Source organism: Photorhabdus sp. RM71S (assembly GCF_042879355.1).
Taxonomy (GTDB): domain Bacteria; phylum Pseudomonadota; class Gammaproteobacteria; order Enterobacterales; family Enterobacteriaceae; genus Photorhabdus; species Photorhabdus kayaii.
In genome coordinates this window covers 1-306 of the sequence record NZ_JBHFKV010000245.1, presented here as the reverse complement: position 1 = coordinate 306, position 306 = coordinate 1, and the positions used below count along the sequence as shown (strand labels likewise).

The following is a 306-nucleotide window of genomic DNA, read 5'->3' as shown; positions in this document are numbered from 1 at the left end:
CTGACAGGGGCAACGGGAAGCGGGAAAACGTATCTTGCCTGTGCGCTGGGGCGGCATTACTGCCGCCAGGGATATGTCGTGTATTACTACCGTTTAAAGGGCTTGCTGGAGCTTTGCAGACAATGCCATGGTGATGGAAGCTATCCCCGGCTGTTAAATAAACTGAGCCGTAGTCAGTTGTTAATCCTGGATGACTGGGGTCTGGAGGTACTGACCTCAGATCAACGCAGTGACCTACTGGAGATAGTCGATCAGTTCTATCAACGGGGCTCAGTGTTGCTGGTAAGCCAACTTCCTATTGAGAAA

Annotated in this window: 1 protein-coding gene; it reads left to right on the top strand. The window is 51.3% G+C overall.

The genetic code is table 11. The features are described from left to right. Positions 1–306: ATP-binding protein (locus ACGF5R_RS24735; protein WP_387693293.1), on the top strand; the 306-nt coding region annotated here is incomplete at both ends.